This is a genomic window from Streptomyces shinuiensis (genome assembly GCF_043660855.1).
In the GTDB taxonomy this organism is placed as follows: Bacteria; Actinomycetota; Actinomycetes; order Streptomycetales; family Streptomycetaceae; genus Streptomyces.
On sequence record NZ_JBIHML010000004.1, the window covers coordinates 167,821 to 191,018 of the forward strand.

The 23,198-nt window shown below is 69.1% G+C and carries 24 protein-coding genes and 2 pseudogenes; 13 read left to right on the forward strand and 13 right to left on the reverse strand.

What is annotated here, in order from left to right; translation table 11 throughout:
- Nucleotides 1-72 precede the first annotated feature (72 nt).
- The 4 genes and pseudogenes from ACGRHY_RS28535 to ACGRHY_RS28550 form a co-directional block, all read right to left on the reverse strand.
- Nucleotides 73-366 (reverse strand): hypothetical protein, encoded by a 294-nt coding sequence (locus ACGRHY_RS28535; protein WP_394638545.1) that lies wholly within the window; start codon nucleotides 364-366, stop codon nucleotides 73-75.
- Nucleotides 363-1,481, reverse strand: coding sequence for a ScbA/BarX family gamma-butyrolactone biosynthesis protein (locus ACGRHY_RS28540; protein ID WP_394638573.1), 1,119 nt, complete (start codon nucleotides 1,479-1,481; stop codon nucleotides 363-365). Before ACGRHY_RS28540 ends, ACGRHY_RS28535 begins: the two co-directional genes overlap by 4 nt.
- Nucleotides 1,461-2,285 (reverse strand): annotated as a pseudogene (locus tag ACGRHY_RS28545) (NAD-dependent epimerase/dehydratase family protein); the annotation flags it as partial. The gene ACGRHY_RS28540 and the pseudogene ACGRHY_RS28545, both read right to left, overlap by 21 nt.
- A 275-nt stretch (nucleotides 2,286-2,560) precedes the next feature.
- A pseudogene (locus tag ACGRHY_RS28550) lies at nucleotides 2,561-2,972 on the reverse strand (transposase family protein); the annotation flags it as partial.
- A gap of 443 nt (nucleotides 2,973-3,415) precedes the next feature.
- Between ACGRHY_RS28550 and ACGRHY_RS28555 the strand changes: the two are divergent.
- Nucleotides 3,416-3,994, forward strand: coding sequence for a hypothetical protein (locus ACGRHY_RS28555; RefSeq protein WP_394638546.1), 579 nt, complete (start codon nucleotides 3,416-3,418; stop codon nucleotides 3,992-3,994).
- 216 nt (nucleotides 3,995-4,210) lie between these two features.
- Here the strand turns inward: ACGRHY_RS28555 and ACGRHY_RS28560 are convergent, their stop codons facing one another.
- On the reverse strand, nucleotides 4,211-4,453 hold the full coding sequence (locus ACGRHY_RS28560) for a hypothetical protein (protein WP_394638547.1): 243 nt from the start codon (nucleotides 4,451-4,453) through the stop codon (nucleotides 4,211-4,213).
- A 333-nt stretch (nucleotides 4,454-4,786) separates the two neighbouring features.
- Here ACGRHY_RS28560 and ACGRHY_RS28565 point away from each other — a divergent pair, with 333 nt between their 5' ends.
- The gene (locus ACGRHY_RS28565; protein WP_394638548.1) at nucleotides 4,787-5,083 is read left to right on the forward strand and encodes a hypothetical protein; all 297 of its coding nucleotides are present in this window, start codon (nucleotides 4,787-4,789) and stop codon (nucleotides 5,081-5,083) included.
- Nucleotides 5,084-5,235: 152 nt separating this feature from the next.
- Nucleotides 5,236-6,117 carry an IS5 family transposase gene (locus tag ACGRHY_RS28570; protein WP_394638549.1) on the forward strand — a complete coding sequence of 294 codons (882 nt, stop codon included), beginning with the start codon at nucleotides 5,236-5,238 and terminating at the stop codon, nucleotides 6,115-6,117.
- Nucleotides 6,118-6,129: 12 nt separating this feature from the next.
- Here the strand turns inward: ACGRHY_RS28570 and ACGRHY_RS28575 are convergent, their stop codons facing one another.
- Entirely contained in the window at nucleotides 6,130-6,606 is a 477-nt protein-coding gene (locus ACGRHY_RS28575) for a DUF7919 family protein (RefSeq protein WP_394638550.1), read from the reverse strand.
- A 136-nt stretch (nucleotides 6,607-6,742) separates the two neighbouring features.
- Here ACGRHY_RS28575 and ACGRHY_RS28580 point away from each other — a divergent pair, with 136 nt between their 5' ends.
- Nucleotides 6,743-7,207 carry a hypothetical protein gene (locus tag ACGRHY_RS28580; protein ID WP_394638551.1) on the forward strand — a complete coding sequence of 155 codons (465 nt, stop codon included), beginning with the start codon at nucleotides 6,743-6,745 and terminating at the stop codon, nucleotides 7,205-7,207.
- An 817-nt stretch (nucleotides 7,208-8,024) separates the two neighbouring features.
- On the opposite strand, the gene ACGRHY_RS28585 is transcribed toward ACGRHY_RS28580, so the two are convergent.
- Together ACGRHY_RS28585 and ACGRHY_RS28590 are read right to left on the reverse strand one after the other, a co-directional pair.
- Nucleotides 8,025-8,423: a hypothetical protein gene (locus ACGRHY_RS28585; RefSeq protein WP_394638453.1), complete on the reverse strand. Its 399-nt coding sequence runs from the start codon at nucleotides 8,421-8,423 to the stop codon at nucleotides 8,025-8,027.
- On the reverse strand, nucleotides 8,420-9,268 hold the full coding sequence (locus tag ACGRHY_RS28590) for an IS5 family transposase (protein ID WP_394638454.1): 849 nt from the start codon (nucleotides 9,266-9,268) through the stop codon (nucleotides 8,420-8,422). Before ACGRHY_RS28590 ends, ACGRHY_RS28585 begins: the two co-directional genes overlap by 4 nt.
- A 375-nt stretch (nucleotides 9,269-9,643) precedes the next feature.
- On the opposite strand from ACGRHY_RS28590, the gene ACGRHY_RS28595 reads away from it, so the two are divergent.
- Together ACGRHY_RS28595 and ACGRHY_RS28600 are read left to right on the forward strand one after the other, a co-directional pair.
- On the forward strand, nucleotides 9,644-10,894 hold the full coding sequence (locus ACGRHY_RS28595; RefSeq protein WP_394638552.1) for a ParA family protein: 1,251 nt from the start codon (nucleotides 9,644-9,646) through the stop codon (nucleotides 10,892-10,894).
- On the forward strand, nucleotides 10,891-11,967 hold the full coding sequence (locus ACGRHY_RS28600; RefSeq protein WP_394638553.1) for a ParB/RepB/Spo0J family partition protein: 1,077 nt from the start codon (nucleotides 10,891-10,893) through the stop codon (nucleotides 11,965-11,967). The genes ACGRHY_RS28595 and ACGRHY_RS28600 overlap by 4 nt, the downstream gene beginning before the upstream one ends.
- A 185-nt stretch (nucleotides 11,968-12,152) precedes the next feature.
- On the opposite strand, the gene ACGRHY_RS28605 is transcribed toward ACGRHY_RS28600, so the two are convergent.
- From ACGRHY_RS28605 to ACGRHY_RS28615, 3 genes are all read right to left on the reverse strand, one after another.
- Nucleotides 12,153-12,389, reverse strand: a complete 237-nt coding sequence (locus tag ACGRHY_RS28605) for a hypothetical protein (protein WP_394638554.1) — start codon at nucleotides 12,387-12,389, stop codon at nucleotides 12,153-12,155.
- Between the two features lie 278 nt (nucleotides 12,390-12,667).
- The gene (locus ACGRHY_RS28610; RefSeq protein WP_394638555.1) at nucleotides 12,668-12,919 is read right to left on the reverse strand and encodes a hypothetical protein; all 252 of its coding nucleotides are present in this window, start codon (nucleotides 12,917-12,919) and stop codon (nucleotides 12,668-12,670) included.
- 42 nt (nucleotides 12,920-12,961) lie between these two features.
- The gene (locus ACGRHY_RS28615; protein ID WP_394638556.1) at nucleotides 12,962-13,726 is read right to left on the reverse strand and encodes a hypothetical protein; all 765 of its coding nucleotides are present in this window, start codon (nucleotides 13,724-13,726) and stop codon (nucleotides 12,962-12,964) included.
- A gap of 929 nt (nucleotides 13,727-14,655) precedes the next feature.
- On the opposite strand from ACGRHY_RS28615, the gene ACGRHY_RS28620 reads away from it, so the two are divergent.
- The 4 genes from ACGRHY_RS28620 (at nucleotide 14,656) to ACGRHY_RS28635 (ending at nucleotide 17,939) form a co-directional block, all read left to right on the forward strand.
- Nucleotides 14,656-14,874: a hypothetical protein gene (locus ACGRHY_RS28620; RefSeq protein ID WP_394638557.1), complete on the forward strand. Its 219-nt coding sequence runs from the start codon at nucleotides 14,656-14,658 to the stop codon at nucleotides 14,872-14,874.
- Nucleotides 14,871-15,776, forward strand: coding sequence for an RNA polymerase sigma factor (locus ACGRHY_RS28625; protein WP_394638558.1), 906 nt, complete (start codon nucleotides 14,871-14,873; stop codon nucleotides 15,774-15,776). The genes ACGRHY_RS28620 and ACGRHY_RS28625 overlap by 4 nt, the downstream gene beginning before the upstream one ends.
- The gene (locus tag ACGRHY_RS28630; RefSeq protein WP_394638559.1) at nucleotides 15,773-16,645 is read left to right on the forward strand and encodes a hypothetical protein; all 873 of its coding nucleotides are present in this window, start codon (nucleotides 15,773-15,775) and stop codon (nucleotides 16,643-16,645) included. Before ACGRHY_RS28625 ends, ACGRHY_RS28630 begins: the two co-directional genes overlap by 4 nt.
- A 643-nt stretch (nucleotides 16,646-17,288) precedes the next feature.
- Complete coding sequence (locus tag ACGRHY_RS28635; protein ID WP_394638560.1) at nucleotides 17,289-17,939, forward strand: DUF6417 family protein; 651 nt, start codon at nucleotides 17,289-17,291, stop codon at nucleotides 17,937-17,939.
- Between the two features lie 100 nt (nucleotides 17,940-18,039).
- Here ACGRHY_RS28635 and ACGRHY_RS28640 read toward each other — a convergent pair whose 3' ends face one another.
- Entirely contained in the window at nucleotides 18,040-18,237 is a 198-nt protein-coding gene (locus ACGRHY_RS28640; protein WP_394638561.1) for a hypothetical protein, read from the reverse strand.
- Nucleotides 18,238-18,453: 216 nt separating this feature from the next.
- Between ACGRHY_RS28640 and mobF the strand changes: the two genes are divergently transcribed.
- Nucleotides 18,454-20,217, forward strand: coding sequence for a MobF family relaxase (gene mobF / locus ACGRHY_RS28645; RefSeq protein WP_394638574.1), 1,764 nt, complete (start codon nucleotides 18,454-18,456; stop codon nucleotides 20,215-20,217).
- Nucleotides 20,214-20,561: a hypothetical protein gene (locus ACGRHY_RS28650; protein WP_394638562.1), complete on the forward strand. Its 348-nt coding sequence runs from the start codon at nucleotides 20,214-20,216 to the stop codon at nucleotides 20,559-20,561. Before mobF ends, ACGRHY_RS28650 begins: the two co-directional genes overlap by 4 nt.
- Before the next feature lie 456 nt (nucleotides 20,562-21,017).
- Here ACGRHY_RS28650 and ACGRHY_RS28655 read toward each other — a convergent pair whose 3' ends face one another.
- Nucleotides 21,018-21,479, reverse strand: coding sequence for a hypothetical protein (locus ACGRHY_RS28655; RefSeq protein ID WP_394638563.1), 462 nt, complete (start codon nucleotides 21,477-21,479; stop codon nucleotides 21,018-21,020).
- A gap of 622 nt (nucleotides 21,480-22,101) precedes the next feature.
- Between ACGRHY_RS28655 and ACGRHY_RS28660 the strand changes: the two genes are divergently transcribed.
- The gene (locus ACGRHY_RS28660; RefSeq protein WP_394638564.1) at nucleotides 22,102-23,121 is read left to right on the forward strand and encodes a hypothetical protein; all 1,020 of its coding nucleotides are present in this window, start codon (nucleotides 22,102-22,104) and stop codon (nucleotides 23,119-23,121) included.
- The last annotated feature ends 77 nt before the right edge of the window (nucleotides 23,122-23,198 follow it).

Consider the following 23,198-nt stretch of genomic DNA (forward strand, 5'->3'; position numbering starts at 1 on the left):
GCGGTGTGCCTCCTCGGCGGTGCCGGCAGGCGGTACGACCGAGGCGGTGATGCGGACGTCCGGCGTACATTCTCACAGGTCACGGCGGCCCTGTCCGGGCAGGTGAGCGGCGAGCCGGGCGTGGGCGGCGTACAGGGCGGCGCACCAGGCGGTGGCCGCGCAGGCCTCGCTGAGCTCGGCCGCTGCCTCGGCGGCCTCGGCGAACGGACCCACGTCACCGCCCCACGGCTTGGGCACGAAGTGCCGGGCGAACCCGGCGGCGGTGAGGGAGTCGGCAAAGCCAGGGGAGAGCTTGCGGGCGCGTTCGGTCTCGGCCGCCCGGGTGCGGGCGAGAGCGGCGGCCGGGGCGACGGTCAGGGCGGTCATCGGGCCACTCCGTCGATGCCGGAGGTGAGGCCGATCAGGGCACCGTGGGCGAGCAGCCGTCCGTCCTGTTCCGCGCTGACGTGGATGGCCCTCCGGCCGTGCTCGGGGGGTTCCGGCACCGGTTCGGCGACGATGACCACGGGTCGGCCGAGTTCGCCGAAGGAGGCAAAGGACAGCGCGCTGGACTCCAGGGTCCAGCGCAGTTCCCCGGTGGGTATGCCGGCCAGGCGGCCGGAGGTGAGGGCGGCAGCCTGGGCGAAGGATTCGGCTAAGGCCATGCCGGGAACGTGGTCGTAGGCGTGGTCGAAGTAGACCGGGTGCGTGGTGTCCAGGCGGAGGGACCAGGCGTCCCGTGGGGTGGGCCGCGCGGTCCCATGAACCGCCGGGAGGGCGGCCAGCATCGCGTCGCGGTCGTGCTGGCGGCCCAGGACCTGCGGGGCCGCGACCGGGTCGGCGAGAGCGGCCGGCGCGGTACCGGGGCCGGTGGGCGGGGCTGTGACCAGACCCTCGGGGTGGCGCATGCGGGCGTAGAGCTGGGGGGCGACGGCCTGCCAGCACAGTCCGACGCGGCCCTCGGGGCATCCGTCGATCACGAGCCGGGCCTCGAGCGACATGCACAGGCGGTCGGCGGCACGGCATTCGACGACGCACTGGACGTCGAGCAGGACGCAGTGCGGTCCCTGGCGGATGGCGAAGTTCGGGGTGGGCGGTTCCACCTCGTACTCGATACTCGTGAGCAGGAAGGGGTGGGCCAGCGGGACGTCGTAGTAGACGTGGGAGACGTAGCTGCCCGCCTGGCGGACGGTCTCGAGGAGGAGGAGCGGGTCGACAGTGCCGGCCGAGCACATCCCGTCCTCGAAGAGCACGTGGCGCCGGGGCCACTGGGCGGCGACGGCGAACCGGTCGGGGCCAGTGCGGACGGCGTCCGTCAGGAGGACTTCGGAGACGGCCGTCTTGTGGACGAGCGTCCGCGGAACGCCGCGATCGAAGGTGAGTTCGAGATGTGTTAAATCCGTACCGCCGTCGGCCTCGAGGGTGCCGGTCGAGGACGGTTCCATGATCATCACTGTCGGAGTTCCTTCGGATAGTGGTTGGGTGGCCGCCCGGAACTCCATGATCTCGTTCGGCCGGAGCTGCTTCCGGGCGAATTCGGCAGACGGAGAGGCCGCCTGCAGGATCCGGATGACGTGGTTCACGGAGAGGGACCGGTCGGAACCGAAGTTGACGACTGAGGGCAGCGGTCGGTACGCCAGCGTGATGAGCTTGTCCACGACATCCGTGATGTAGGTGAAGTCGCGACGCTGCTCACCGTTGCCCTCGACAGGAAGCTCATTCCTGGCCAGGAGGTTGGCGCAGAGCCGGGGTGTGAGAGCATCGGGCCGCTCGCCGGGGCCGTAGACGTTGAAGAAGTGAACGACACCTACCTCGGGAGCGACTGAGGCGCGCTGGTGGGCCCTGGCCACCATCTCCAACCCGACCTTGCTCGCGGCGTAGGGCGAGCGCGGGGACAGAGGGCTGCTTTCGGGTGTCGGTAGCGTGTTGGTCTGGCCGTAGACCTCGCACGCACTCCCGACGACTACCTTCGGCACGCCAACGCTCGTGCAGAGAGCCAGCAGGTGGCGGCCCGAGTCCACGTTATCCAGATAGTCGAGTGGCTGCTTGAAGGAGCGAGGGACACTCTTGTGCGACGCCAAGTGGTAGACGAGGCGTACGTCAGAGAGATCCCTCTCCTCTAACTCCAAGAGGGGTTTTTCTAAGAACTTTCCAGTTCCCTCCGGCGGGATCATCGGCGGCATGCGCAGGCCGTCCAGAACGGTGACCTCTTCCCCGGATGCCCCCAGTGCACGGGCAAGGTGGCCCCCGATGAATCCGGCGCCTCCGGTGATAAGGAACCGGTCTTTCGGTGTACTTCTTTGCACGCCAATACCTCGGCATCCCAGTTGACGGGTCTGCTGGTAAATAGGCCTACAGGGCACCACGCGCGCCCCTGTGGTCGATGTCGCCACCCTAGATCGTGTACGCGACCCGCCGCATGTGACTCAGGTCACGTTTGAATGGATCTAGGATCTCATCTCGACCACAGATTCCCAGGTGAAAGTGGATTGGAAGGCTTTCATTCCGGATACACGGACGTCGCGATACCTTATCGCTCTGTCTCGAACCTGTTGTTGGATGGCTTGAGCCTTTTCCGTCCTCACTCTGAGCTGGCCAGATGTAGGGCGAGGACGGTCTGGACGAGGCCGGTGGTGCGGGTGGTCGAGCAGCGGAGCCTGCGGAGGAGTCGCCAGGACTTGAGCGTGGCGACGGCCTGCTCAACGAGGGCCCGGATCTTCGCGTGGGACCGGTTCACCGCCTTCTGGCCTGCGGAGAGAGTCTCCCACCGCCCCCAGCACGGGCTGCGGACCGTGCCGCCGGCACCCCGGTAACCCTTGTCGGCCCAGCAGGTGATGCCGGTGGCCGTGAGTGTGCGGATGATGCCGTGCTCGCGGGCGGCCCGGACGTCGTGCACGGGCTCCGAGCAGGGCCGGTGAGGTCCACAGCAGTCGGCCGGTGGGATCGGCCAGGATCTGCACGTTCATCCCGTGTCTCTTGTGCTTCCCGGAGTGTGCGCCGTGAGGCGTTCGTTGTTCGAGTGGAGGTGAAAGACCACCACCATCGTCCTGTCGCAGCAGGGCGGTTGAAGCTGGGGGCAGCCTGAACCGGGAGGTGCCGGGGAGGGCGGGAAGCAGCCCTGACAAAGCCGGGAAGCGCCAGTACTGCCAGATGGTGTGGGCCCGGCAAGCGAGACGGAGAGGAGTACGCGAGGAACCGGCGTCTACGCCTCCTTAAGGCACGCCAGCTCGAACCTGGTGGATGAGGTCGACCCCGCACCTGCGGGGATGGTCCCCGTGCAGTCCAGGGCCGCGCAGATCTTGTCCAGTCGGCCCCGCACCCGCAGGGATGGTCCCAGCGCCCCCGGCAGCCGGGCCGCGACGTACCGTGCACCCCGCACGCACGTAGATATGGCGCCGTAAGGCCTGTCAGGGTCCGGTGCGGGGTGGGGAGGCGGATGATGCGCACCAACCGGCAGCAGACCCAGTACAGACTTGTACAGGCCCGCAGAACAGCCACCACAGCCACGGCGGCGGTGGCGGTGGGGCTTCTTGCCCTGGCGGGGGTGGCGGGCTGCGGGACCAGCGAAACCAGCGGCGACAACACCCCGTCGGCCGCCTCAAGCGCACCCAACACCGGCGCCGGCCCCGACGCTGGCGGCGCCGCCGTTGAGGTCGCCCAGGAGTGGCTGCCGCAGCTCCGCGACCTGGCCGACACCTCCACCATGGTCGCCGACTGCCAGACCCCCTCCAGCACGGCGTGCGCCGACGGTATCGACGCGGTGATGGAGACCGTGGACAGCCTGTCGGTGGCGGTCGAGGAGGCCGGTCTGGAGGCCGCGTTCCCGAAGACGATGGAAGAGGTCGCGGAGCTGGACCTAGCGGAGATCCAGTACAAGGTCGACGGGTGTGCGGGGGGTTCAGGTGGGGACGGTGGCGGGTCGGCGTGCTACGAGAACGCGCTGGCGGTGGCGATGGGCCCGGCTGCGTTGGAAATGACGTTGACCACCGACCAGCCCGACGCCGCGACCGGCTGACCTCGAGGACTCACGGCTGGCATCAGAAGGGGCCCCTGCGTCGTGACGGAGACGCAGGGGCCCACGCAGGCGGCAGAGGTCAGGCTTCCTTGGCGGCGGCCCCCGTGTCATCGGGGTGGAACACCTCGGTACGATCCCGGTGTCGGAGGTCGGGAAGTAGCTGTCCCCTTCCTCGTCCACGCACACGGGGACGAGATGCCCGTTGGAGTGGACGGTTCAGGCCACGACCCGGTCTGTCCACTCCTGCCCGTTCCGTGAAGAGGTGCAGCGCACTCTCCAGCCGTCTCCGGGAAGGGCGGTGATGACGGGGGCCGACACGCTGTCGGCGATGTTGTGCCGGTTCCCGGCGGGGAGGTCGAACATCTGCTGCGGAACGCTGGGCGCGGGTGTCTCGGCGGGCTCGTGGGCTTCGAGCGCTTCCCCTCCGGTGGGGGTGGCGTCTGCGTCGGTGGCAGTCATGGTCTGCTAACCGAGGTGCGGGGTGGGCGGTGACGCCGTACGGGGTCGGCGACCTCCTGGGTCAGGTCCTCGGCGTCGTGCTGGTCGGCCCCGCGCAGGCGGGGATGGTCCGCTCCACGTCCGGACGGCCCTGCAGCGAGGTCGGTGGGACATCGAGCAGGACACCCTGCCGTGGCATGATGCGTACAGCGAGGGGCTGCAGCCCGTACACCTTTAGGGTGTATGGCCTTGGACAGTTGACTCCATAGACCTGCGTACGCGGCACCCTGTGTGCGGTCTGGCGCTACGCTGCATAACCGATAAGTTTTATGTGCTTCGATCTTGGGGCGGATCATGAGCAGCGAGCAGCAGTGGACCATCGAGACTATCCGCGAGGCCCTCGGCAGCCCTGATCTCGCGCAGCGGTTCTTGTCCGAGATCAACCGGGCGTCGGCCCACGAGTTGCTGCAGGTGTTCGCCAAGTGGCAGCGCATCGCGCAGAACCTTGAGGATGCCTTCCAGGACGCCGACGAGATCGCCGCAGCCGAGGCCTGCCGCGAGGAGCCTTCCGGGGTATGGATCGACGGCACCGAGCGCCTGGAGCGCATCCTGCGGGCAGCTGACCGAAACCCCACGCGGGGCGCCGCCTGACCTGGCAGCATCTACGGGGTGTTCAAGCTCCGCTACAGCGACGCTGTCGAAGCCGTCTGGGACTCGCTGCCCGATGAAGCCCGGGAAGAACTCGACTAGGCCGTGTCCGATGGGTCGCGTGACCCGCCTCCTGGTGCATCGTTTCGGTTGTTGTGGGGCGGGGTGATCTTTCAGATGAGGAATGGGCTCGGCTGGAACCGCATTTGCCGAGGAGCGCGGGTCGGGGCGGGCGGTGGCAGTGCCACCGCCGGGTGATCAACGGGATTCTGTTCCGGCAGCGGACTGGCCTGCCGTGGCGGGATTTGCCGTCCCGTTTCGGGAAGTGGAAGACGGTTCATGACCGTCATCGCAGGTGGTCGGCGGACGGCACGTGGGAGAGGATCCTGCGGGCCGTCCAGGCCGAGGCAGATGCCGAGGGTCGGATCGACTGGAGCATGGTAAGCGTGGACTCCACCTCCTGCCGGGCTCACCAACATGCGGCAGGTGCTCACTCCCGCCTGCCGATAGTATCCGGCAGACGAAGTACGCCGGTCCGGCACCGGATTGACGAGGCTCTGGGTCGTTCAAGAGGCGGGCTGACCTGCAAGATTCATTTGGCGGGCGAGGGTGGACGTCGCCCCCTCGCCTTCGTCATCACTCCGGGCCAGTGGGGCGATGCCCCGCAGTTGATCCCGGTCCTGGACCAGATCCGGGTTCCGCGGTCAGCCGGCGGACACCCGCGTACTCGACCCGATCACCTTGGCGGCGACAAGGCCTATTCGTCGCGCCGCAACCGTCGCTATCTGCGGCGGCGCCGGATCAAGCACACGATCCCGGAGCCCAAGGACCAGCGTGCCAACCGCCAGCGGCGCGGCAGTAAGGGCGGCCGTCCGACCAGGTTCGACAGAGAGATCTACCGGCGGCGCAACGAAGTGGAGCGGACGATCAACCGGCTGAAGATCTTCCGTGCGGTCGCGACTCGTTACGACAAGAGGGCCTACGTCTTTCACGGGACGGTCGCCGTCGCCTCGATCCGGCTTTGGCTGCGTACATAGGTCCGCTCGGGCCTACTCCAGCATGCGTTCGGCGTCATCCGGGACCCAGGGGAAGGGGACGTTGGGCCATCGCGCGGCGGCCCACGCGTCGAGATCGACGGCGAGCACGGCATCGATGAAGACCTGCGGCGGTCGGTAACCATGGTCGGTGACGTAGTGCGTGATCAGGAACGGAGCGGCATAAGCGACCCCGAGCTCGCCTGGGATCCGGACCTCGCCACTCCCTTCCGGAGCCTTCTCCTCAGGGCACAGGTCGCATTCGTGTACCCCGAGGCAGACGTTCATCCACTGGACCTGCTGGACAGCCTTCAGCTTCTCCACGAACGCGGTGGGGACCGTTCCCGTCGAGTACGGCTTGCCGGCTTCCAACCACCCGATGCTCAGGCGGGTGTACGCCGGGCGGTACCAGAGCGCGTAGAAGCCCGACTCCCTGTCCGTGAACGCATCCTCGTCCCGGTAGTCGTACTCGCTGAGATCTCCGTAGAACACCCACACATCATCGCCGCATCGCTTCCTTGACGCCCAAGCGAGCCACGACCCATCGGACACGACCTAGCCCCAAGCCACTCCCGCCAGGCCCCAGCGATCCCGGCCCGGGCAGCAGACCGCCGCCGGGACCGGCCGGGTGACGCTGGCCCGCACCGGCGGCGGCGCCGGGCCCGACTGGGGCGCCTACGTCCTGGCCTACACCTCCACTCTCCAGCCGGACGGTTCCCGCGCCGCCCTCGTCGTGGCCACGGTGCCGGACGATCCGATGCTGGACCCGGCCTGGGGCCTGCGCCTGGCCCCGACCCACTGGTCGGACCCGGGCAGCGCCCGCAGGCCGGTGTGGGAGTACGCCACGGCCGCCGCCCCACCCAAGGGCGCCACCGAACCGGCTGGCCGGTGGGAACAACACCTGGCTGTCTACCTCCTGACCGCCGCCCTCGCCCCCCGCCTGATCCCCACCCGCACATCCGTCGACCTGCCGACCGCGGCCTGGGAAGCCGCCCTTGACCGCACCGTGCACCTCGATGTCCCGCACGCCGGCCACACCCGCATCCAGATCGGCCGCCTGACCGCCTGCACACCCAAGGAGAACCCCACCTGATGAAGCCGCGTCTTCCCCGCTTCAAGCGCTGCGGCCACGCCCCCGGCGCCCTCACTCCCGAGGACGCCGCCGCTATCGACGACTTCCGCGCGATGCTCACCGCGCTGAAGAACCCACGGCCATGGAGCCCGGGCAGTGGCGCCGACGCAGCCGTCCGAGTCGGCCCCTTCATCGAACGCGCCTACCCCCGGCCGGGCGACGACCACGGCCCCGACCTGATCGCCGTTGCCCTGGCCCGCCCTGACACCCCGCACGCCGCGGCCTACACCCACCGCTACACCAGCACCGGCTGGCTGCGCTGCGACACGAGCACGATTCTCGGAGCCGGCCTACCGTCCCCTCCCTCACGCGCAGCCGGCCTGGACCTTCTCGCCGAGACCGGCATGACACCCGCCCACTACAGCGTCCACATCGAAGCCCGCCACCCTGATGGCACCGGCTGCACCCTGCTCCGCCTCGGCCCATATACGCCAGTGTCGCCACGCCGACCGCGACGTCGACCGCCATCAACACCCACCTGGAAGGAAAGGCGGACACGATCGCGCCCGAGGCCACGCTGCGGGCGGCCGCCGCCCCGTTCGACATCAACGACCACACCGCCTACCGCGACCCGTACGAGGCCGACACCGTCGTACTTCTGATAACCGCCATCGCCCAGGGGTGACTGCGGACCACCGTGGCCCTGGACGAGATCGAGACCACCGGGACCCACGACAGCCCTCTACCCGTGACTTGAACGCTCTGAGAGGGCAGTTCGTGAGTTGATGTCCGTTTCGAAGTGAGGTTAGGGCAGGGCTGCTGATCACGTGTTCGTCGGCTACTGCTTCCTGGCGAAGCTGCCGGCGTCGATCTCGGTGAGGATGCCGAGTTTGACCAGACGTTTCAGCTTGGCGCGGGTGCCTTCGACGTTCTTCGGCAGCAGCTCATGATCGAGGGCTTCGCAGACGTCACGGGCCCGCAGCGGGCCGGTGGCCTCGTGGAAGACGGCGAGGATGCGGGGGTAGTCCGGGTGCTCGGGCAGGTCCGGTGGACCGGCCGGGAGCCGGTCGGCAAGGCCGGTGACGGTCTTCCGGGTGATCGCCAGGTGTTCGAGGTGGGTCTCGGCCTCCCGCAGCCGGCCCTGCAGTTCGCCGATCTGTCCTCGCAGGTCGTCAGCCAGGGCCCGGGCGGCATCCTCCTGGAGGTCCAGCGCGTCGAGCAGGGGCCGGAGGTTCACGCGGTCACCGCCTGCGCATCGCGCCAGGTGGGAGTGTTCGCGCCGGTGAGCTGGCGGGCCATGACGTGGGTCATGGCCCAGTAGACGCGGGAGGCGGAGGAAGCGGGATGGTGCTCGTAGTCGCGGACCAGGCGCCGGTGCAGTATCAAGATCCCGTAGGTCTGCTCGACCCTCCACCGCTTCGGCTGCGGCACGAAGCCGGTGTCCTGCGGGTTGCGCTCGACGATCTCCACGTCGATGCCCAGGCCGACGCCATGCGCGACGACCTGGTTCTTGAAGCCCTGATCGACCAGGGCTTTCTCGACGGTGCCGCCGGTGTGCGCGGCGACCTGGTTCAGCAGGGCGATACCCGCGGCGTTGTCGTGCGTGTTCGCGGCCAGCACGACAACCGCGATGACCAGACCCAGCACGTCCACGGCCAGGCCCCGTTTGCGGCCCGGCACCCGCTTGGCCGGATCGAGGCCGGTCGTGGAGGAGGGGACCCCGGCAGCCACGTGGACGCTCTGGGTGTCCAGCACCACCAGGGTCGGGTCCTCTAACCGGCGGGCCCGCTCGCGGACCTGGCAGCGCAGCAGTTCATGGATGACCTGGTCGGTTCCGTCGTCGCGCCAGGTGGCGAAGTAGTAGTACGTCGCGCTCTTCGGCGGCAGGTCGTGCGGGAGGTAGGCCCACTGACAGCCGGTCCGGCTCTGGTAGAGGATCGCGTTGACGATCTCCCGCATCGAGTATCTGCCCTGGTGGCCGCTGACCGAGCGGTGCCGGTCCTTCCACGCGGTGATCACCGGCTCGATCAACGACCACTGCTCGTCCGATAAGTCACTCGGGTACGGCTTGCGTCCATTCACCTCATCACATCAACAGATCAGCGGCCTCGGGCCGACAGGTTCCGCTCACACTCACACCATCAGGCGACGGCGGAACCACTCAAACACTCACGAACCGCCCTCTGAGGTAGCACCAAGCAACACCCATGGAAGGCCTGGCCTCCTGTTGAACGGCAGGAGGCCAGGCCTTCTCGCGTTTGGGAGAGCGCACGAGGAGCCGGGCCGTGAACTGGGCCAGCGGGGCAGTAGCCAGAGGCAGAGAGCCTGCAGCACCAAACCTGCCACATCCTCGCTGGAGGCTGATTATCACGGCGTGATAGCCACACGAGGCTCCGTGTGAAGCTAGCTAACGCGTAGATCCTTGATTAAGGCTCCGACGTTAGTATGGTGTCCGCCATGGCTTCCCCAGACTCCACCGGCGACCGCGAGAAGGTCGTCTCCAAGCTCCCCGGGTGGCTCCGGCAAGACCTCAAGGTCCGCACCGCCCAACTGGGCATCGAGATCCAGACCGCCGTCGAGCAAGGCATCAACCACTGGTGCAGCCTCGCCTCGGCACCAGCCACCGTCGACACCTCCGGCGCTGACCCTTTCTCCACCTGGCTCCCCCCGGGCCAGTGGGACACCTTCAAGACCACAGCTGCCGACCGCAAGGTCTCCCTCATCCAAGGCCTCGCCCAGGCAGCACAGCTATGGCTCCAGAAGAACCCCGCACCCGCAGTGAAACGCCCAGAGCACCCACGCCGCATCATCGTCTGCAACCAGAAGGGCGGCGTAGGCAAGACCGCCGTCACCGCCGGAACCGGCGAAGCGATGGCCGAAGACCCCAACACTCTCTACCCGGTGCGCGTCTCCAAGCACTTCGCCGCGCTCCTCGAAAACCAGGGCCACGAGAGCACCGCCGAACCGGCCGACATAGGAGAACTGCCTGGGCTCGGCCTCCGCGTCCTACTCGTGGACTTCGACCCCCAGTGCCACCTGACCCAGCAGCTCGGCTATAAGCCACTGCCCATGGACGGCGACAGCCTCACTAAGCACATGGGCGGCGAACCCGTCGGCGAACTGCGCGACCTGATCGTCCCCATAGAAGAAGACCGCTTCGGCGACCGACTGCACCTGCTGCCCAGCTGCAACGACGCCTTCCTCCTCGACGTCAAACTCGCCAGCGTCCGAGCCCGCGAAGCAGCCCTCGAGCGCGCACTGGCACCCATCGAGCCCCTCTTCGACGTCATCCTCGTCGACTGCCCACCCAGCCTCGGCCTGAGCATGGACGCTGCCGCCTACTACGGACGACGCCGCGACAATGAACCCTCCGGCTCCTCCGGCGCCCTGACCGTCGTCCAAGCCGAAGACAGCTCCGCTGACGCCTACACCCTCCTCACCTCACAGATCGAAGACCTCCGCAACGACCTCGCCATCGAGATCGACTACCTCGGCATCGTCGTCAACCACTACGACGCCCGCCGCGGCTTCATCGCCACCTCCTCCCTGCAAGCTTGGATGGACATAAAGGACCCCCGCGTAGTCGGCGTCATCGGCGACCTGAAAGAGCAAAAAGAAGCCGTACGCGTCAAGCGGCCACTGCTCGCCTACGCCCCTAAGTCCGACCAAGCAGTGGCCATGCGCGCCCTCGCACGGGAGATCTCATGAGCAGCAAGGCAGCAAAACTCGGCGCCAGCGCCTCGTTCGGCCAGGCCCGCCCCGTCAGCGCCCGCAGAGCCGCCATCGGCGCCGCCACCGGCGTCCCCACCGAGGGCGTCCCCGACCCCACAGAACTGCCCATCGAGATCATCAGCCACAACCCCGACAACCCACGCGATCACCTCCGCGACCTCGACGACCTCACCCAGAGCATCAAAGAACTCGGCGTCATCAACGCCATCACCGTGGCTCGGATCGACGCCTACCTCAAAGAACGCCCCGACCGCGCCGGCGATCTCGATGACGGTGCCAAATACGTCGTCGTAGACGGCCACCGCCGCCTCGAAGGCTCACGCCGCGCCGGTAAGACCACCATCAAGGTGATGGTCGACGACGCCCGCGTCGCCACGGACGAATCCCTCCTCGAAGCCGCCTTCGTGGCGAACTTCCACCGCGACGACATGACCGACCTCGAGCAAGCCCACGCACTCGAGGCACTGGTGAAGTTCTACGGCAGCCAGACCAAGGCTGCACAGCGCCTCGGCATCTCGCAAGCCAACATCTCCTCCAAGCTGTCTCTGCTCAAGCTCTCCCCGGAACTCCAGGCAGACCTGGCCAGCGGTAAGAGGCAGGTCGAGCACGTACGCAACCTTGGGAAGCTGAGCCCGGAAGAACAGCGCGCAGCAGCGGACGCGCGGGCAGCCGAAGCAAGGAAACGAGCCGAGCAGAGGCGAGCGGCCGCTCAAGAGCCAGCCGCAGACGCCTCCGCTGCCACTGGGCCGGCGACCGCTGACGCTTATCACGCCGTGATAAGTGATGAGGCAGGCCCGACCAGCCAGCAGCCTCATGCCAGCGGTATCGAAGCAACCGCTGACCAGGGGGCGCCGCAACGTGACGTATCCGCCGTACCCGCACAACCACAGAGAACCAAGGACGAAGCCGCGGGGGAGCGCATCACGATGCCGTGGCGCGACGTACGCGCAGTCGCCGACCTCATCCAGAAGCGCATGTCTCCTGCGGAACAAGCTCAGCTGATCGACCTACTCCAGCCACAGAGCCAAAACGCGACGGCATCAACCTGATCCACAATCCCCCTGCTGTGCGGCTGGCTCGGTTGCCCTGCCTACGGAAGCACGGCAACCGAGCCGCAATCGGCGAAGCACCGGTAGCGCGGCCGCCGACCGAGCCCTCACCATCCGAAAAGGAAAAGAGAGCTCGGCTCGTATCGGCGATCGGCCACATACGCCACCAACTCGGGACCGCTGGATCACTGCATGAGCAACTGGTGCAGTTGGACGAACAGTTGCACGTCGATGTCGAACAGCGTCCTGGCTGCCCAGCAGACCACCTCCCACGCGATGCGTTTGGCGAGGCTCAGGCCAATGACTCTGACGGCTCTGCGGGCCGGAACACGCAGGCGGATAGCGGCAGCGCGCAGACGGCGGGCGATACAGCGGCGCCGACTGGGCTGGTTGGGCTCCTGCGGAGTACCCACGGTGATCACGAAGACTCCCGTATACGTGGGGGAACGGCGTGGCTGCTGCACTTGGGCAGCGTCCGCGGGAAGAAGCCTCGCGGTCGGCCGTCGCCCACCTGGGGGCGTCCTCGTAGAGATGAAAAGTCAGCACGAGGTAGCTGTGTCTCTCAGGGTAGGTCACGCAGCCGGAACCATTCCCCCGTTCGGTGACGTGATCACGCACGGCTCCTTCGTGGGAGAAGGGCCGGGACACGGGCCGCCCAGGGGGCGCTTACGCTCGGACTGGCCGGCGCCCTACCCCAGGGCTAGAGTGCGCAGGGCTTCTTCAGGCAGGAGCGGTAGGAAACCGTGCTCCTGCAGGCTGGGAGCAGCAGGAACCGGTGGGCCTGGGCGGTCTCCTGCGCGCCCGTGGCCAGGGAGTCCGCCGCGGTCCAGGCGGCCTGCGCGCTACCGTCAGCCAGGTGGCGTGAGCGGGCATGGGAGACCCCGCCGGTGCAGCGGACCAGCCGGAGCTGGTCTCGATCAGCAGGTTCCCAGCCGGGCACGTGCTTGAACACCGTGTGCGGTGCCTGCGCTTCCAGGGCGGGAAAAGGTGAGCGTTAGCGATGCGGCCGGTGGCCGGTGAGGGCCTCCCAGCGGCCGAAAGCCTGCTCCAGATCGGCGCGTGCGGCCTTGAGCTGGGGGTTCGCGCGCTGCTGGGCCTTCAACCGGTCACGCTCCCGCTGCGCCTTCTCGATCCTGTCGTTGTCCGCCTCGACCTGGTCCAGCTCGTCCCCGAGCTCTGCCAGCCGGAGCTCCCGCTCATCCGTCCAGACGCCGTGGTCCTTGACCGCTTTCCGGATCGACGCTGCGAACTTGTACACGGCGGCCTCTTCCCACTGGCTGTACGGGTACCGGAAGACACGTTCGTCCCCGTTCGGCTCCGCGACAATGATCCAGTGCTCATCCCGCTTGGAGTTCGGACGGTCGCTCACCTCAAGCCCATCGAGCTGAAGAGACTCCGTCGAGCCGTCGTCTGAGGGGACCGACAGCACGTGCTGATGAAGCGCCAGGTCACCGAGCGTTTTCAATAGAGGGCCTCGTCCAGGGGCGCGCAGCCGATCGCGCTCCTTCTCGAGCGCTCGGATGGCTGAACGCTTCTTTCTCTGCTCGGAGCGGACCCTGGCATCGGCCGCGGCCACCTGCTGACTGTCGCGGCTCTCAAGGGCCCGTACACGCTCCCGATGTGTACGCAGGTCTTCCCGCGCAGCGTGATGCTCGGTGCGGAAGGCGTAGACCCACCCGCCGGGGTAGAGGTACAGCTGCCGGCCTACGCAGACCGCGCCGACCACCGCTACCAGCAATCCCCAGTGAAAGACGCTCATCACTGCCTCCCCGGAACCAGACGCCAAGCAGTGTCCCAGCTTCCAGAGAGCCTTCTGCCGGTTTTCCGGAAGAGCGGCCGGACTGGCTCTCACCCCCGGCCAGGGCTTGCAGTCAGCGTGACCGAGCGGTCAGCGCAGCCCAAGGCCAGCTCCGCTCTGAAAGACTGGCCGTCCGTTCCCGTCCTGGTCAGGGGCCGCTGAGGGCGGCGTGGATCCCGGTGCGCTGGTTGACGGTGATGTCAGCCGCCGCGGAGGGTTGCGAGGTTCGGAGGCGGAACGCCTGGCGGTACTACGTGCGCGGGGTGGTCTTCGGGGACGGCGGCCGTCCGGTCCGCGTGCCGATGGAGCACGGCCAGGAGCAGGCCGGCCTCTCGCCCGGGGTGTGGGTGGGGCGCGGTCTGGCCGTCTCCGGTCCGGTTCGCATTGAGGCCGCACCTCGTGCAGCTCGGTGATGCCCGTCCATCCTTGTGCGGGTGTACGGGGCGGTGTCGGTGCCTCGGGCTACGGTCGTGCTGTCCTGCTGGACCGCTCCGTTCCCGCCTGGCCTCCATCAGCGGCCAGGCGGGAACGGTGATGCTCGCCCCCGATCTCGGCACAGGGGGCGGGCTCTTCCGGATGGAAGGCCGACACCAACGGCGTCGGTTTCCATTGACGGGGGTGCGCGGTGGAATTGCAAGGAAAACCAGGAACTTCACCCCCAGGCGCGTCATATTGTGCCCTGCATATGCCCGTGCGATCACCGACGCCTCCCGGACGGTGCCCCGCGGACGTCATTGTTCCGTGATTCCTTGATCACCTGGCGTAGCGTCTCTCCTTCCGTCCATGCTGGTTGGCCTCCCCAGACGGCGGCTCGGCACCCGACCCCTGGGGAACCCCTGACGGCTTTCCGGATGGGCCGTCAGGCACGGGCCGACACCAAGGAAGTGTGTATGGAACGGAAACAGATAGTGCTCATCGCGGCGACGGTGACGGTGTTCACCTGGAGCGTGGTGATGGTGACACTCGGCCAGGCAGCCGCGATCGCCGCGCTCGCCCCGGCCCTCGGGCTGACCGTGCAGCAGATCGTCCGCGCTGTCCGCACACCCACCACGCCGACCTCCGGGCACCACGTGGCACCAGTACCGGACAAGGAGGGCGACACCCTGTGACAACGCCCTTCGACCCGCCGGTACCACCAGCCAGGCCGGCACCGGCGCGGCCCGGCCGCAAGCTCGGGCCGATCGCGGAAAACGTGGGCAGCGCCCACCGCGCCTGGCTGGAACCGATGCGCGAGACCTACCTGAAGAGCGGAATGACGCTGAGCGAGCTCAGCGTCAGGATCCTGTTCGCCAAGTCCAAACTCTCGGAACTGCTGCGCGGGACCGGCCTGTACCCGCGATGGGAGATCATCCTCAGCCTGGCCACCGAGCTGAAGATGCCCGGCTGGCCCCTGTACCGGCTGTGGCGGCAGGCCGCGTTCGAGGCCCACAAGACCCGGGATTGGGTCGAACGCTGTAGCGAAAGAACAGCCCTGACCACGACCCACACGGTCCCACCGCTGGACCACCGCGCCTTCCGCGAGCTGATGGAGAGCGACTACCACCGCTACGCCCAGGTCTTCCTCGACGACGACCAGCGCGACACCGCCGTGTCCGACGCCTTCGACATCCTCTGGCTGTGCTGGAACGACGCGCTGTCCAGCCCCGACACCCGGCACTTCGCCTGGAAAATCCTGCGCACCACCGTCATGTCCAGGACACCGCACCTGGACGGCCGCCCCGAGCTGGGCTGGGCCGCCTTCGACACCGTCGCCCTGCACGCCCTGACCACCGAGGCCGACCGCATGAACCAGGTCGAGGAGAGCCTGAAGCTGTTCACGGCGATGAGCCGACTCCCCCACCGACAGTTCGACGTCATGGTGCTGCGCCGCCTGTGCGGATTCACCCCCGAGGAAACCTCCGCCCTCCTCGGCCTCCCGCTGGCCACCGTGCGCTCCAGCGAGCGCCACGCCATCCACTTCCTGGAGAGCCTCCTGTGCCCGCCGCCCGAGCCCGAAGGGAACACCCCATGACCCGTATCGAAGAAATCCTCTCCAGGGCCTTGCTGGTCCGCGACCGCACCATGCCCCGCGACATCGTCCCGTCCTCCACCCCGACCACAGCACCCGACCCCTACCCGGCCGACAACCCACCCACCCGGGACACCCCCCCGAGCACGGCCGCCGAAGACCTGCGCGCCCTGTGCGAAACCCTCGTCACCCACACCCCACCCGCCGCCATCGCCAAGTTCGTCACCAACCAGGTCCCCGACCCCCGCAGCGCGCTGATCCTCGCCTGCATCCTGCAGCTGACCGACACCGACGACGGAGCACGCTACTGGTGGGAGTACGCCGCCGGCGCCGGACAGGCCGCCGCCGCCTACTGCCTCTACCTCCACCACCTCGCCCTAGGGGAGCACGACGCAGCCCACTGGTGGCACCGCCAGACCGACGACGTCCAGCCCGCACCCAAAGCCCCCGCTCAAGAACACCACCCAGACCGGGAGCACTCCCGCACCTGGCCCCTGCCAGGCCACCGAGTCACCACCAGCACCTCCATCACCACGATCCTGCGAATCCTGCGCCACCTCGCGAAGTACACCGCCCGGCCCCGCTCAGCCACCGTCGCCGAACTCATGGCCTACCTCCCCACCGCCGTCGCCACCGGCTACCTCCGCCAGCCCGACATCGACCTGCCACTACCCGGGCCCGACTTCGCCAGCCGAATCCGCACCCTGCTCAGCGCAGCCGCCCACCGCCCCGACATCCCCAGCCGCCTCCCCGCCCGCCCAGGCCGCCACGAACGTGCCACCCACGGCACCGGCCAACCCGCCTCCCGCCTCCCCCTCACCAAGCACACCCAGACAGTGCCACCCCAGATGGGAGAGACCGCAACACGCTGAGCACCCACATACAGAAACAACCAGCCCAGCACGGCCCGGCCGGCAGACAAACGGAACACAACCACTGGCGCCCCCGTACGAGCAGACGCCCCCGGCGACCCCCACCTGGAGACAGAGCAGCGCACCGGACCGCGACGCGAACGAGTTCACGCTGCACAACCCCAAGGCAACACAGCGGAGCTGACGATCGCCGTACGCGCCGGCCCCCACGGGTCAGACCTCCATGGGGGGCCGGCACGTACGCCTTCGGTCCACCAGGCCAGCTGCCGGGCTCCGCTCTCCGGGAGGAGCGACCAAGTCGTCGGACCCCATCTGCCGGGGCGCGGCCGATGCACACGTCCCAGAGGCGGCAGGGAGCCGACCGCACACGCCCCTTATCGGTCAGTGCGCTTCCGGCAGCGCAGACGAGAACGACCCTTCTTTGGTCGTGCTGCCGGAAGCGCACTGAACACGGTGACCCTGACCTGATCTTCCGCCCGGGCCGGGGCCCGTGGCCGCCTCAGCCTGTGGTGACAGGCGGGAGTTGTACGGGTGGTGTACGGGCGAAAACACCACCCGGCCGGTGCGCGGTGGGACATGATCCCTCCCCATGAGGGCTGAGAACAGGGCCCCCGGCTTCGGCGAGGAAGGAGAACGGGCGGGGATGACCGACAAGATCACAAGCGGGCAGTGGACGGTCCTGGAGCATCTCGCCGCGGCGGAGCGGGCGGGGGAGACGGTGCGGCAGACCTGGCTGCCGGTGGGCGGCCCCCTGGAGGAGCGGGCGGTGCGGGCACTGGAATGGGCCGGGCTGTGCCGCACCGTCCCCGCCTCCGAGGTGCTGCGCACCAGCGCTTCCCGCCCGCCCGAGGCCCGGGCGGCACGGATCACGCCCGAGGGGCTGGATGCGCTGGCCTGGCACCACCACCGCACCAACGCCGACCGGCCGTGCCCCGCCTGGACGACGAAGGCGGCCGACCCCGCCTACCAAGAGGTCGCCCTCCAGCCGCACGAGATGCTCCTGCTGCGCCGCTACACCCACCTCCTGCCCGACCTGGCCGCCGCCCCCGCGGCGGCCGGCACCCTGTGGGAGGCACTGATCGAGGCCCACTACGACACCACCGCCAACCGGTGGCGCCTCCAACTCGACGACACCGGCCTGGCCGGGCTGGCCCACGCCGCCCATCTGGAGGCGATGGCCGGGCAGGTGACCGCCCGCAACCGCCTGCACCGCGCCCATGGCCTCACCCACCCCTACCCCGTCCCCGCCGCCTCCTTCCACAGGGCTGCGGCGGGTACGGGAAGCTTGGAGTGACTACCCGCCGGTGACCCAGTTCCGGCATGGAGCAGGCGAAGCGGGTGCGCCGGAAGAGCAGCAGCTGAACCGTCGCAGCGCAGTATTCGCACGGCTCAGGTCAGATGTCGTAGCGGGCGTGCATCAAGTCGGCCCACTCCTGGGCGCGGGGCATGTCACTGGCGCAGCTGATGCAGTGGGGCACCATGTCGGTCCGGGTGGGGTACGGCACGTTCGAGCGGACGACGACGGTCGGGCGCAGCGTGAGAGGCTGGCCGCACAGCGGGCAGAAGTCTCCGTGGAGCAGGTTCGTATTCATGCGGCGGACTGTGCCCACACCGGCGGCTTACCGTCTCGGGCTGATCGGGCGGCCCGCCTGGCGGGCGCTCCGGTAAAGACTTGGTGATGGCCTCCCGCCCGGCGGGAAGGACCTCGGATCGCGCTTTTTCGCACGTCAGCTCCGGGGTTCCATGGGCCGGTGATCAGCCAAACGAAGATCCGTCCGGGAGACGAGCGCTATCTCTTCCGCGGCGTGATGGTCGGCGATGGCCACCGTGCTGCGGGCACGTCGCTGCGCGCCGCCCAAGATGAAGCCGGTGTCCCGCCCGGTGTGTGGAAGGGCCGGGGCCTGGCCGCGGTCGGCCTGACGGTCGGGGACGTGGTGACCGAGCGGCAGGCGGAGCTGCTCCTGGGGGAGGGTCGGCACCCGGACGCCGACCGGATCGAGCGCGAGCTCCTGGCGCAGGGCAAGAGCCGGGCGAAGGCCCAGCGGGCGACTGTGCTGGGCAGGCCCATCGAGCACAACCGCTCGCCCGAGACCGACAAGGCCAAGGAGCGCGTCCCCTGGCTCGGCATGCACCTGGTGTTCCGGCCCCCGCCGACGGCACACCTCGCGTGGGCGCTGGCTGACTACGAGACCCGGCTGGTGCTGGAGCTGTGCCAGGACATCGCCCGGGACAAGACGCTGGCGTGGCTGGAGGATGCGGTCGCGCAGATCCGCTGGAAAGGCGGCGGCAAGGAGCGCGACCAGGTCAAGGACGGGCTGATCGTCGCGGTCTTTAGGCACTACGAGTCCAGAGCTGCAGAGTCCAAGCCCCTTCTCCACGATCATGCGCTTGTGTCGATCCGTGCCCGGCGGCCGGACGACAAGGGGACGTGGGGCAATCTGTCGGCGGATTCGATGCTGGCCAACATCGTCGCGGCCGACACCCTCTACATCTTGTACTTCATGGAGGAGGTGTCCGCCCGGCTCGGGTGGGCGTGGGAGCCGCGCGAGGTGACACCCGGCCGCCGGCCCGTCATGGAGATCGCGGGCATCGACCAGCGGCTCATCGGCTGGCAGTCGACCCGCCGCCAGCAAATCGAAGACGCCATGTCCGTCCTGACGGCCAAGTATGAAGAGAAGCACGGGCACGCGCCGGGGGAGCGAGCCTCCTACGTGCTGGGCTGCCAGGCCGCCGACCGCACCCGCCCGCCCAAGCGCACGGAGATGCTGTCGCTGACCGAGCTGCGCAAGCGGTGGCGCACCTCAGCGATCCGGGCCTACGGCGCCGACGTCGTCGACCGGCTGGCGGAGCGGGCGCGGGCGGCGGCCGCGGCGGTGTGGGCGCGGGTGCAGCCGGTGGTCAACATCGCGCTGGCGGCCGTCGATGTCGTCGCCGTGGTGTACGTGATGCGCGGCGCGTTCAAACGCCATCACCTGCTCGCCGAAGCCCGCCGCTACCTCTCCTACGTCCTGCGCGGCCGGCCCCACGAGCCGGGCCTGGACGAGAGAATCGTGCAGACGGTCGTCGACGACTACACCCGTCCGGCGAGCCAGCGGATGATGACCGCCGACCTGCGCGCCCTGTATCCGCGCGACACCGAGGACCAGGCCGTGCTGCGCCCGCTGACCCGCAAGCGGACCGCCCCGCCGTACGAGCGGGCCCGCCTCGCCGCCGACGCCCTGGCCGCCCGAGTCCGCGCCGCGCGGCGAGCGGAGCGCCTGGGCTCCCGTACCCGGCCGCACGCCGTCGCCGTGCCCGCCGCCTCGAGGTCGCACCCGCGGCCGTTCCGCACCGGCCCGAAGAACGGCCGCCTCCCGGAGCCGGAGACCGGCGTCGACACGGTGGAGCAGACCCGCCAGACGCTCGAAGCCGCCGCCGCGCAGGTGGCCGCCACGCTCCAGGACAGCCAGCGGGCGCGCGAAGCCGCCCACGGCCTGCGTCCGCAGCCCACCCCCGCGGCGGTCCCGCAGCCGCACACCCAGCAGCCCGGCACCCAGCACACGCCGGGCCGAACCACAGGAGGAGTCAGGTGAACACCCCGGAAGAACGCCCCAACCCCGACGACGCGCTCGCCCGCGCTCGTGCCGCCCGCGAGCAGATGGCCGCCGCGCTCACCGAGGTCCAGGAGCCCGAAGTCGACGAGCCCGTGGGGTGGCAGCCGATCTGGAAGCGGCCCCGGACGCCGAAGTCGAAGGCGGCGAAGAAGGAGGAGCTGCGCAAGCAGCGGAAGCGACTCCAGGATGCCGCCAAGCGCCGCCTCGCCGCGCGGAACTCGCGCCGGCCCCGCTCTCGGCAGAGCCGGATCGGCAACGCGGCCGCGCGCCGTGATGCCCGCGCCCTGTCCCGGGTGCGGCACTCCAACGCCTGGCTGTGGTGACGAGGCCCGGCACCGTCCACTGAGTGGAGTCCACCGGCGTCGCGTATCGCCACCGGATGCAGAACATCGAGTGGGCTCCACTGAGTGGAGCCCACTTTGGTGCGCCGGTCGACGATGGACTCCACCGTGGTGCGCACCGCGACGATGTGCCAACGCGTCCGGCACCGCACCACTCCGACGATGCAGGGCACTTTCGCGCGCGCCGGTCCACCGCACCGGTGCGCTGCACCCGACGGCCGGACGCGCGCCACCCCCTTGTCCGGCTCCGCTACACCCCCTTGTCCAGCTCTGCTACCGCGACGTTTCTCCTTGACATCGCCGGTTGCGGCTTGCGATCAGGTCGCGGTCAAGGGGGTGTGTGATAGAGGAGCCCGTGGCGCGCCTGGTGCGGTGCGCCAGCACCGATGGTGCGCACCCGATGCGCGCGGTGCGCACCACCGCCACCCTCGGCGCGCGCTACGCGATGGACAGGCGCACCGGGTGCGCACCGTCCGGTGCGGGGTACGCATCGAGGGCCTGGCCCACGCCGACGGCTTCCAGTTGGCGCAGGGTGTCGGCGACGTCCTCGTGGTCCTCGGTGAGGAACTGCTGCGCGAAGTCGATGGCGGTGCGGGCGATGTACTCCGCCGTGTCCGGCCCGGCCTGAGCCCAGATCCGCAGCGAGGTCACGAAGACGCGCCCGAGGGCCTCCAGGGCGAAGGTGTCCTCGCACGGCTCGCCGGCCTCCGGGCCGGGCAACGCGGTGACCGGGACGACGATGCGTTCGGCGACGTCGACGAGCAGTTCGGGCATCCGCGGTTCTGCGCCGGCGAATTCGCGGGCGGCGTCGATGTCGTCGGCCTGGACGGCCCGGAGGTAGTTGAAGGCGCTGATGGCCGCGTGCGGGGTCATCGGGGCGAGCGGCGTGGTGTCGGGCATGTCGGCTCCTCAACGTACGGGCCGCCCCGCTGATCGTGGCGGCCTCGGAACCGATGCTCGGCTTGCAGCCCTGTGGACAGAGTCCGGCCGCCAGAGGGGAGAACTCTCCCCCTCCGGGCTGATCACGATGCAGTCACGGTGGAGGGGTTTTCCGAGGTCGGCGTCACACGAGAGCCGAAGACCGCACCTGTAGAAGGTGAACGGCGAGATGGGCCCGCCCCACCTTCCAGGAGCATCCTGTGGCGAGCACCGCAGACGAGCCCGAGCAGCCCCTTGACCGGACCGGAGAGGCCCCCTCCGTGGACCCCTCCACCACCCCCTCCGCGCCCCGTCGCCACGGGCCGGGAGTTTCCGCAGGTCGGGCCCGGCGGACAGGGGGTCGACGCAGGTCCGACAACCCTCATGTCCCAAGGCGTCGTACTCACAGGAAGAACTCGACAGGGCCAAGGCGGAGGGAACTGCTGCAAGCGCTGGGGATCTTCCAGAGGGCTACGCCTGATCAGTTGTGGAAGCTGACCCGTCCGGACAACCAGCACGACAAGCTCACGCGGGACGACCTTCTGGATCTTCAGGACCACCACCTGGTGAGGGTCGAGTTGGTACGGGAGGACCAGCGGCAGGTGTGGGTGCTGACCAAGCGAGGACACGCGAGGCGAAGCGGCTGCTGGAGCCGAAGGGCATACGGGTCTCGGCGCTGCGCGAGGAGAAGTACGACCCGGTCACCGGGGAGCTGCTCGGCACGAGCTACGACGATCACTCCGCGGCGGTCACCTCGACGGCCGCCGAACTCCACCGTGCCGGGATCGGCCACCGGCTCGGCTTCGCCACCGAGATTCCGCACCGGCTCGCGGACGGCTACGTCCAGCGGGCGGACCTGGTGGTGCGGGCGCCGGCGGCTGGGGTGCCGGTGATGCTGCTGGAGATCGATCGCCGCACCGAGGACGCGCACGATCTGGTGACCAAGCTGCGCCGGTACTGGGAGTGGGGTCGGCTGCTCCCGAAGGATGCGGCCAAGCGCACCGTGGACCTGGTCCGTTCCCGGCCGGGAGCGATCGAGGACGTCGACCACGAGCAGCGGCTGTGGCGCCGGGTCTACCCGCCGACCGGCCGGGAGGGCCTGGTGCCCCTCGCGTTCGTGTTCGCCGACACCACCGAGGCGAAGGTCGCCAACACGGTCGCCGTACTGGAGGAGGCCGGCCGACGCTACTGGGCGCCGCGCCGGTACCAGACCATCCACCGGGGGATCACGGCGAAGGACTACAGCCAGGCCGTGCCGGTCGTCTACACCACCCTGGAGCAGCTGACGGAGCACGGCGCGGATGCGGCGGTGTGGCGGCGCCTGGGGCGCAAGGACGAACAGACCCTGACCGACGCGCTCGACAACCCCGACGGCCACGCTCTCTACCGCAGTCAGTACGCGCGTGCCGAAGCGGAGGACGAACGGCGCCGCGTGGCTGAGCGGGAGGCGCGGCGGCCGGTGTGCAAGCGGTGCGGGGGGAAGTTCACCGATCAGCGCTGGGAGGAGACCACTAAGGGACGGGCGGGATGGGCGGCGCGGCCGCAGCCGGGGATCGGGGCGCGCTCAGCCTGGTTGCGCGTCGGCCGGGGCCGCCGCGCCGTGCCGCCGCCAACTCGGCTATGACTGCGGATTGTGCTGAATCACTTACGCAAGAGTCATGATTCGTGCTACTCGTCTACCGGGGCGATGGAAGCGAGATC